Genomic DNA, 7,591 nt, shown 5'->3' with positions numbered 1-7,591 from the left:
ATATTACCTTTTAACTTTCGAGCATTATTCAACGTCGGAAAAGTCGGAAAAAGAGAGAGGATTTATTGAGTTTGCGGCGTGACGACGATCAAACGACCGGTCTCTTCCAGGAACTGGCAGAACGTCGGGTCCTCTTTCCGGTATGCTTCGATCTGTTCTTGGGTCCCCGATACAACTATTTTGCCTTTGTTTTCGGTCATGATAATCACGCACCCGGGGCAGCAGCCCGGATCGCTGCGATCTTCTCTTGGAACACTGGCTCCGCGATATAGTCCGGCATCCATGCGGCAACCTGTGTCCACGGGGTATAATCTGCATATCCATCAGTGTTGATCGTGCACTGATGATATGCGTCCTGGAGGGTCCGGGATATCTCCATGCTCGTGACTTTCAGGGTTCCCGGAAGGTTGATCGTGGTCATGGTCTCCACGCCTCACGGGAGCGGCAAGAGATCCCGGCCTTCGTGGTATGTACCCTGATATCGGCGGTTGCCCGGGTTACCGAGCCGACCATATTTATAGAGGTCATCCCACGTCATCGAACGGTATCCACCTTTTCCGTCAGGACCGGTCATCCTCTGGAAGATTGCTTGGCAGCCTTCGGGCGCGGGCACCTCAATGGTGTCCTTTCCGAATGTCAGTTTCATCTCTCTCACGCTCCCGCCGTCTTCTTGGCCTTCGCCGATTTCTCGGGGATCTCTTCACCCTTAAGCTGACTGAGCCGGTATTCTAACTTCGCTCGTTCAAGCCGGGTCTCCCCGATCTGTCGCTCCCGGAGTTCTGCCAGTCTCTTCAATTCCTTGGAGGTGTCGCCGTCCGGGACGCCTTCATGCAGGTGATCACGTTCTATACGGGATGCCGATGCGAGACCCAGCCCACAAAGGGAGGCCAGGGCGATGTCGATATCCCGGTTGATCTTTTTTGCCCGGTCGGGATCCGCTGCCAAGTCGATCGGCAGACCGTCGACAAGTTTGTCCTTCGTGCACTCCTCGACAAGTTCGTCCCATGTGATCGTATCAGTCATCCGGATCGCGGCCCAGCATAGCATCATCATCGGAGAGAAGTTTACCGAAACGGTGTCTCTTTGTGTCCTGGCGGGGCTCATGACAGTGGTCCCCCGTATTGCCCGCACGACATAGAAACTCGCCGTCATGTGGATCAGATCGTGGATTGAAACCTTTCCTTCTTCTTCTTCCCTGAGCTGGCTGCCCAGGACAACAACGGAACTGCCGCCGCCGTCCGGCATGTGGAAAATTTGTGGACTCATGGTTTACACCTCTGCGTTTTCTGTGTTCATCGGGCTGTACCTCATAGTCGATTCTGTGCTGTTGTTTCTCATGTTTTTCACCTGTTGTGTTAATCTTCAACGAGAAATTGCGAGGGGGTAGGGAGGGCATCACTTCCTACCCCTGCTCGATTTAACCAGTGGCTCGGCGGAAAGAAAGGAACCAAAACCGCTTCATCGCCACTCGTTACTTGTTCACGGCCTCCCTTCTTCGTATTCGTGGATTTTACCGCCCATCAGCCCACATGCGGAATTAACCCGGTCGGGACGGTCGTCGTCATCGGGCCACTCGCTACTGCCCCGGGGAGGATCGTCCTGGAAATACGAGGCATCAAACCAGTCGCCGAGCTTGCGAGTTAACATCGCGACCGCTAGGGCCCCGCTATCACTCCGACCCCGTTCCGGGTGCCGGACCGCGAACCTGTCCCCGGTCCTTTTGCGTTCTAATCCTCTCAGTTCCTGGATCAGTTGCGGGGTGTCAGGATACCGGATCTGGTCGTTTTTGATTCGCGTCTCGAGCTCCTCATAGACCTCCGATCGGTACGTGGGAGTCTGAGGCATCATCGAGAGGTAACAATCCTCGAAGTGTTCCCGGATATCGGCTTGGGAATGCTCGGTATGAATCAAAAGTTCAATCCGATAATGCAGACAAAGTCCGTAAGCCTCATGGAAAATCGTCGGCCACGGTAGTTTTCCCTCCCGATCGGCCTGCCATTGCTTAAACTCATCCACGATGATTTTCCCACCTGAAACGTGGCCGAGAGCGAAGGATATCATGTCGTGGGTAGGGGTTCCCGCAATCGCCGCATAATATTCGGTCCGGGGTACGCGTTTCCGCTCCTGGCGACTGACACACGATTCGACCAGACCCCGGGGGAAAAGTGCATCCCGTATGTGGTCGGAGTTCCCGAAGACCAGCATCAAAGCATCCGCCCGGTCCGGGCTCGATACTCCCCGGCGTTTCATATCTTCCTTGCTCTCGATGAAAACCTGCCCCTTGGAGTTCACCTTATACCGAATGCCGGCGAGCTGGGCGATCAGCTCTTCATCGTCAGGGATTGAGATGTCCCCGGATTCAAACCGCTCCCGAAGAGTCCACCACATTTCAGCCCGGAGGTTCCCAAACCGCTCTTTGTCCTCGGCGCTGGCGGCGCTCTGCACATCCACGACCGATAAAGCCTGCTCTTCCAGACGGTCGACAACCCCGCCCCCCACACCTGCACCGTCGACCTTTGCCACGGAGGCCCCGCACTCCCTCATGCCCCGAATAATTTCCCCGGCAGTGGCCATGGTATCGGACATAGGGAGAACTTTGAGGATCCGGGCCCGGCTCCCCTCCCTGAGCATGAGCACGGTCATATCCGAACCGAACCGCGCAATATCACATCCGAGCTGGACCGGCTCTCCGACCGGGAGATCCCGCTCGACGGCTGCCTCGATCCATGCCAGCGGGATTAAACTGTTATCGCCGGCTGTGGGGAAATTCGCCAGAACCTTGCTCTGGTACAGCGGGCTTTCTTTGCCCCACTGCTTGATCCGGTCGGCAACCCACCCCGGGGTGACCAAAAACGGTGCCGGGAGACTGCCAGCAATCTTCTCCTGCCAGGTCCCTGCGAGGAGGTCCTGCTCCGTAATGCCGTACCGGGTAAAGTTCGGGGTATCAAAGGCGCTGATGCTGATCTTGTTCGCCCCGGATGCTGTCGAAAACTCCTTGTAAAATCTGCCGCTACTACTCGTTGGATTTCCGATTAAGAGAAGTCGCGATTCGTCAGACGTGAGAATACCGTCGATGGCATCAAATATATCATCCGAGACCCCGGCGGACTCATCGACGATAACGAGGATGTACGGAGCGTGGAATCCTTGAAATTTATCACCGGCATATGGCGGTGCGGTGAATCCAAGGGCAAAGTGATCGTTATCGATCTTGAGTTCTGTTTGGAGACATGCTCCCGGGAGTCCCGCTTTTGAATGAGCGGACCGGATCTCCCGCCAGAGGATTCCGGATACCTGGCGGTCGGTCGGAGCTGTGGAGATAACGATCGAATGAGGGTGATTGAATAAGAACCACAGGGCGCACTCGGCAGCGCTGAAGGATTTACCGCAGGCATGGGCACTCTTTACCGCAGTGACCTTGTGATCCCGGATGCTTTCGAGGATCTGGACCTGTTTTTCCCAGGGTGTGTGACCGAGCACTTCACGCACCCAGAGCCCGGGGTCCAACAAGAACCGGATCGGGCTGGTCATGATGACAGCTCCCGGGGAGTGTTGCCGCCGATGGTGAAACACCCGGGCGTTATTCGCCCGGCATCGATAACCCTACCTTTCGGGCACCGGGACCGGCTCGTGCAGGCGCAGCGGAAATGGCCGATCGTGCCCTCGACGTAAGAGCAGGTCATGAAAAGTGCCCTCCACAGGAAATAGTGGTATTTTGATTCAAGCAAACGGGGTGTTTTACGGGCTCCGTTGCAGTGGAAATAGTGGAGTGGTCTATATTTTGGCCATTTCTACGACGTAAGCCGCAGATAAGTTTTCTTATCTCACTGTTCATAACCCGGCCTCCGTAAGTGCTGCCGTGAGTTCAGCGTGCACTTCTGGATGGTGACTGAGGACCACCATCAGTACCGGCCATTCGGGAGTTGTCTGGATGGTTTGAAGTCCGACATTCACCTGGACGGCGGCGGTTTGTGGTGCGAAGTTACCCATGAGTTTTCCCTGTGTTTCGAGCAGGCCCCGTGCCTCCCTGATCGCCGCGATCGCGTTCCTGCGGTCGCCGTCGGCTTCACATGCTGCGAGGATTGCCGAGACCCGGGCATTGAGGTCTTTCACCTGTTCTAGGACATCATCTGCCAGGCTCGCGACCTTCCCGATCTCCCGGCGCTCGGCAGTCTTGGCGAGTTTTACGGAGAGGTGCCGCTTGTGCCGGGAGAGGCTGCTCCTCGTAAGATCCTCGTGTCCCGCTTGTCCCGCAATGTCCCGCAAACTTGTCCCGCTAAGCAAAGATTTGTTGATATTTTCAACATCCGGATGGGTGCAAACAGAGCAGTTTTGCATCTAAATCACCAACTTTGCAAAATGAACCCGGATTGCGAAAAGTAACCATGAGAAACCATAGAATGGTTTTTCTGGATACCCCTTCATGAGAGAAATATTGGAAGGTACTGGAAATGTCAATTCATGGGTTCCCATGGTTACGATTTTGAAACCGGGCATAATTCAGAAACCTCCATTTTTGGGCCTGATGCCTAGGTAGATCTTCCTTTTTGTGGCACCGTCCCTGTCCCGCTTGAAGCCGTGATCGTTCATTTCGAACCCGAACGACCGCGGGCTCTTGACCTTCTCGTCCGGGGCCTCTGTGCTGCACCATTTCACGTACACGTTGTACAGGTCCGTTGCCCCGCAGGTCGCCCGGGGGTCGTCGCAGATGCACATGTCGGTGAGGAAGTCCGCGAAGTTGTCCTGGTCTTCCCGGTACTGCTGTGTTGCACTCCGGACCTCGACCGGTTCGGCGAGTCCGATCCGCTGGTATTCCTGGAGTCCTGCAATCGCCCAGTTTATGATCCCCGGGGCCTCCTTGAGGAGCTTGTCGGGCAGCCGGATATCGCGCTCGGCCTCGGGAATGATCACAGAGAACGGGATCATCTTCACCCGGGCCCATATGCTGTCCGTGCTGTCAGTGATGCGGGGCGCCGAGTTGAACGCCCACCAGATTTTGCACTCCGGCTTGAACTCGAAAAACTCCTGATAGAGGAACCGGGCCCGGATCTTGTCACCACCACCGGTGAACTGCTTAATAATGGACTCATCCAGCCGCTTTCCCTTGCCGGCCTCGGTCGCCGTCACGAACCGGGCACCTTTTAGGGCCGCCAGATCGTTACGGATGGACTCGTTCCGGCTTACGCAGAATGTGTTCGATTCGACGGGCAGCCCGTATTCTCCGATGACTGCCATAATGGTGTTCAGTAGGGTGCTTTTACCGTTCGCGCCGCCGCCATGACAGAGGAAAATGGCCCGCTCCCCGGTGTGACCTGTGAGTGAATACCCGACAGCCCGCTGAATGAACCCGATCAGGTTCTGGTTTCCGGCCATGATCTTGTCGAGGAATTTGCCCCATGACGGGCAAGCTGCTGCAGGGTCATAAGCGCACCCGGTCACCCGGGTGATCAGATCATCGCGACGGGCCGGCGCAAATTCGAATGTCTGCAGGTCCAGGGTGCCGTTCGGAAAATTCAGCCGGTCTGGGTTGGTATCCAGTTCGTCCGGGGATATCGCCAGGGCGCTGGTTGAGAGGCTCACCATGGCGTCGATACGTGGCCGCCCCTGTGAAGAGATGCCCCATTTGTAGAGTTCGCCCTGTTCAGTAGCTCCTGGAGAAACCGATGCCTCGTCGTAGATGCGGTACACTGCATCCTTAGCAAGTTCCCGGACGAGCCCGTCGTTGTCGCGTTGCCAGCGAATGCCGTCCCATATGTACCAGTTCTTGAATGCGTGACAGTACCGGCAATCGAGCCCGAACCGGAGGACGAAGCGCTGACTGTTGCCCAGGTCCGTCCGGGGATGATCTCGGCACACCAGATTTTTCCCGGACTGCCGCCCCTCTTCCCGGGATGCGAGAATCATCCGACGGGAGATAGGGTCGAGATGCCGCAGCGGCTCTTTATCAGGAACCGGCTCCGGTTCTGGGGATATGGACACCGGCTGCTCTACCGGTTTTGTCTCGATCGCCTTGGGGGATTCGGTCGCCTGTTCACGGTCCGCCATGATCTTTTTCAGGGCCAGGGCCTCGGCAAACCGGGATGGATTTGCGAAGGCCGCCCCGCAATCGCGATCGAGATTATCCATCAAGTGCCCCCCCAAGTTTCTGCAGGAGGTATGCCCGGGCTGCCACAATGTTGTCGATGCGTTTTTGGGCACCGGCGAGGTCGTCAGCGTCCAGGTAGACCTTTATCTCGCCGCCTTTGCTGACGCGCCCGATGGTGATGGAATCGCCATACTGCTGTCGTGTGGTTATCGTTTCGGGCGTTTGCATCCCCCCTCGAGGTTTTTAATAACGAGGTCCGTGGCAATTCCATAACTTTTTGCGATATCACACATCTCGCCGAGCGCCTGGTATAAATTTGCAGAATCTCCTTCGATAACGATGACAGCCAACGATCGCGGTGTCATGCCGGCACCTCTACGGTCGCGCTGGACCACTGTTTGAGATACGATACTGAATCGTGCCCGATCTCCTGTTCCAGCCGGCGCCACAGCCACGAACGAAGACGCCATGGGAGGGAGTTTACAGTAGAAACGAGGGCGACGTATTGTCCTCTGGTGCGGACGTTCCCATTCCTGACCTGTGCGAGAATACATTCCGCGGTTCGCTGTGGGTTCCCGTGCCAGTGGGGGGTCATGCGTTACCTTCGATGGTAATTTCCCCGCGTTCTGCCAGTTCCCTGCAAGCCGCCTGCATCTTTGGGGGGAGACGGGCATATGTACTTGCAGACAGTTCACCAAGGAAGACTATGGCAGGCGAGTCGCTCCTAGCGTTATAGGTCTTACCGCTCGGCATGACCGTCACTCACCTCCTCATGGTGAGAGACCCCATCAGGAATGATAATCAGCCAATCGTTTTCGACGAAAATATCGACGACTGTGCCTTTCGCTATGCCATGTTTTCGTGCCCACACGACGGGTAAAACCACGCTAAAAGATCCTGTTGTGGTTTGTACTTTGTGACTCGCAATCCTCTGCATATTTTATGCTTTTTTGGAAGAAATCATATACTCAATCGCACATATTACATGTGTGCAACTTGCAGAAATGGGAATTTCCCTCGAAACAAAAGATTTGGATTTTTTACGCCCGGTATTCCTAATTGGATTAGATGGGCCCTATCACGATGAATGGGTGGAGGGGGAATATGGCGGTGATCCCGATAAATATTTTGAGAATATTGCTAAAGAGTTGTCACTGGATTTTTCGAAAACAATTAACCGAAGACTTAAAGTTTTTTCAAAAGGGGGGAAAAGACGGAGAGAAAAGTGGGAAGATAAATCAACCGAATTACCGTGCGAACCAACTGGTTTGAGGTGCGCCAAGGAAATTATTCGATATTTGTGGGAGTATGGAGAAAAAAAGCCTGGTTTACCACCTATATTTGGTTGGGTGGCACTCAAAGATTTGAAAAGAGATCTTGTAAGATACAGGAAAGTCGGGGGACGATCCAAAAAAAATGATAATTGTAATTTTGATGATCTGGGAAGATATCATGACGAAACCTTTAGAAGAGCAATAAAGAATTTATTATCAGAGGAAGTAGGCC

General features: G+C 54.9%; 14 protein-coding genes. 1 reads left to right on the top strand and 13 read right to left on the bottom strand.

The window, feature by feature from the left end:
- Window positions 1-62 precede the first annotated feature (62 nt).
- From WCE46_RS04000 to WCE46_RS03940, 13 genes are all read right to left on the bottom strand, one after another.
- On the bottom strand, window positions 63-200 hold the full coding sequence (locus WCE46_RS04000; protein ID WP_424732406.1) for a hypothetical protein: 138 nt from the start codon (window positions 198-200) through the stop codon (window positions 63-65).
- A 5-nt stretch (window positions 201-205) separates the two neighbouring features.
- Window positions 206-421, bottom strand: coding sequence for a hypothetical protein (locus WCE46_RS03995; protein WP_424732405.1), 216 nt, complete (start codon window positions 419-421; stop codon window positions 206-208).
- A gap of 12 nt (window positions 422-433) precedes the next feature.
- Window positions 434-646 (bottom strand): hypothetical protein, encoded by a 213-nt coding sequence (locus tag WCE46_RS03990; protein WP_424732404.1) that lies wholly within the window; start codon window positions 644-646, stop codon window positions 434-436.
- Between the two features lie 5 nt (window positions 647-651).
- Window positions 652-1,266, bottom strand: a complete 615-nt coding sequence (locus tag WCE46_RS03985) for a hypothetical protein (protein ID WP_424732403.1) — start codon at window positions 1,264-1,266, stop codon at window positions 652-654.
- A gap of 213 nt (window positions 1,267-1,479) precedes the next feature.
- Window positions 1,480-3,531 carry a hypothetical protein gene (locus WCE46_RS03980; RefSeq protein WP_424732402.1) on the bottom strand — a complete coding sequence of 684 codons (2,052 nt, stop codon included), beginning with the start codon at window positions 3,529-3,531 and terminating at the stop codon, window positions 1,480-1,482.
- Window positions 3,528-3,683 carry a hypothetical protein gene (locus WCE46_RS03975; protein WP_424732401.1) on the bottom strand — a complete coding sequence of 52 codons (156 nt, stop codon included), beginning with the start codon at window positions 3,681-3,683 and terminating at the stop codon, window positions 3,528-3,530. Before WCE46_RS03975 ends, WCE46_RS03980 begins: the two co-directional genes overlap by 4 nt.
- Window positions 3,684-3,831: 148 nt before the next feature.
- Window positions 3,832-4,266: a hypothetical protein gene (locus WCE46_RS03970; protein WP_424732400.1), complete on the bottom strand. Its 435-nt coding sequence runs from the start codon at window positions 4,264-4,266 to the stop codon at window positions 3,832-3,834.
- A 234-nt stretch (window positions 4,267-4,500) separates the two neighbouring features.
- Complete coding sequence (locus WCE46_RS03965; protein WP_424732399.1) at window positions 4,501-6,126, bottom strand: DNA primase family protein; 1,626 nt, start codon at window positions 6,124-6,126, stop codon at window positions 4,501-4,503.
- Window positions 6,119-6,313 (bottom strand): hypothetical protein, encoded by a 195-nt coding sequence (locus WCE46_RS03960; RefSeq protein WP_424732398.1) that lies wholly within the window; start codon window positions 6,311-6,313, stop codon window positions 6,119-6,121. The genes WCE46_RS03965 and WCE46_RS03960 overlap by 8 nt, the downstream gene beginning before the upstream one ends.
- Window positions 6,292-6,450 carry a hypothetical protein gene (locus WCE46_RS03955; RefSeq protein WP_424732397.1) on the bottom strand — a complete coding sequence of 53 codons (159 nt, stop codon included), beginning with the start codon at window positions 6,448-6,450 and terminating at the stop codon, window positions 6,292-6,294. The genes WCE46_RS03960 and WCE46_RS03955 overlap by 22 nt, the downstream gene beginning before the upstream one ends.
- Complete coding sequence (locus WCE46_RS03950) at window positions 6,447-6,680, bottom strand: hypothetical protein (RefSeq protein ID WP_424732396.1); 234 nt, start codon at window positions 6,678-6,680, stop codon at window positions 6,447-6,449. The genes WCE46_RS03955 and WCE46_RS03950 overlap by 4 nt, the downstream gene beginning before the upstream one ends.
- Window positions 6,677-6,847: a hypothetical protein gene (locus WCE46_RS03945; protein WP_424732407.1), complete on the bottom strand. Its 171-nt coding sequence runs from the start codon at window positions 6,845-6,847 to the stop codon at window positions 6,677-6,679. Before WCE46_RS03945 ends, WCE46_RS03950 begins: the two co-directional genes overlap by 4 nt.
- Entirely contained in the window at window positions 6,825-7,022 is a 198-nt protein-coding gene (locus WCE46_RS03940; protein WP_424732395.1) for an AbrB/MazE/SpoVT family DNA-binding domain-containing protein, read from the bottom strand. The genes WCE46_RS03945 and WCE46_RS03940 overlap by 23 nt, the downstream gene beginning before the upstream one ends.
- Window positions 7,023-7,074: 52 nt before the next feature.
- On the opposite strand from WCE46_RS03940, the gene WCE46_RS03935 reads away from it, so the two are divergent.
- A partial coding sequence (locus WCE46_RS03935) for a hypothetical protein (RefSeq protein WP_424732394.1) occupies window positions 7,075-7,591 on the top strand: 517 nt, incomplete at its 3' end.

Source organism: Methanoregula sp. (assembly GCF_049690535.1).
Classification (GTDB): Archaea; Halobacteriota; Methanomicrobia; order Methanomicrobiales; family Methanospirillaceae; genus Methanoregula.
The sequence above is the reverse complement of the archived record's forward strand: the minus strand, read 5'-3'. Positions and strand labels throughout refer to the sequence as shown.

What these genes read in the sequence shown, in the direction of transcription:
- WCE46_RS04000 (WP_424732406.1), bottom strand. Translation starts at nt 200, where the DNA reads ATGACCGAAAACAAAGGCAAAATAGTTGTATCGGGGACCCAAGAACAG.
- WCE46_RS03995 (WP_424732405.1), bottom strand. Translation starts at nt 421, where the DNA reads ATGACCACGATCAACCTTCCGGGAACCCTGAAAGTCACGAGCATGGAG.
- WCE46_RS03990 (WP_424732404.1), bottom strand. Translation starts at nt 646, where the DNA reads ATGAAACTGACATTCGGAAAGGACACCATTGAGGTGCCCGCGCCCGAA.
- WCE46_RS03985 (WP_424732403.1), bottom strand. Translation starts at nt 1,266, where the DNA reads ATGAGTCCACAAATTTTCCACATGCCGGACGGCGGCGGCAGTTCCGTT.
- WCE46_RS03980 (WP_424732402.1), bottom strand. Translation starts at nt 3,531, where the DNA reads ATGACCAGCCCGATCCGGTTCTTGTTGGACCCCGGGCTCTGGGTGCGT.
- WCE46_RS03975 (WP_424732401.1), bottom strand. Translation starts at nt 3,683, where the DNA reads ATGACCTGCTCTTACGTCGAGGGCACGATCGGCCATTTCCGCTGCGCC.
- WCE46_RS03965 (WP_424732399.1), bottom strand. Translation starts at nt 6,126, where the DNA reads ATGGATAATCTCGATCGCGATTGCGGGGCGGCCTTCGCAAATCCATCC.
- WCE46_RS03960 (WP_424732398.1), bottom strand. Translation starts at nt 6,313, where the DNA reads ATGCAAACGCCCGAAACGATAACCACACGACAGCAGTATGGCGATTCC.
- WCE46_RS03955 (WP_424732397.1), bottom strand. Translation starts at nt 6,450, where the DNA reads ATGACACCGCGATCGTTGGCTGTCATCGTTATCGAAGGAGATTCTGCA.
- WCE46_RS03950 (WP_424732396.1), bottom strand. Translation starts at nt 6,680, where the DNA reads ATGACCCCCCACTGGCACGGGAACCCACAGCGAACCGCGGAATGTATT.
- WCE46_RS03940 (WP_424732395.1), bottom strand. Translation starts at nt 7,022, where the DNA reads ATGCAGAGGATTGCGAGTCACAAAGTACAAACCACAACAGGATCTTTT.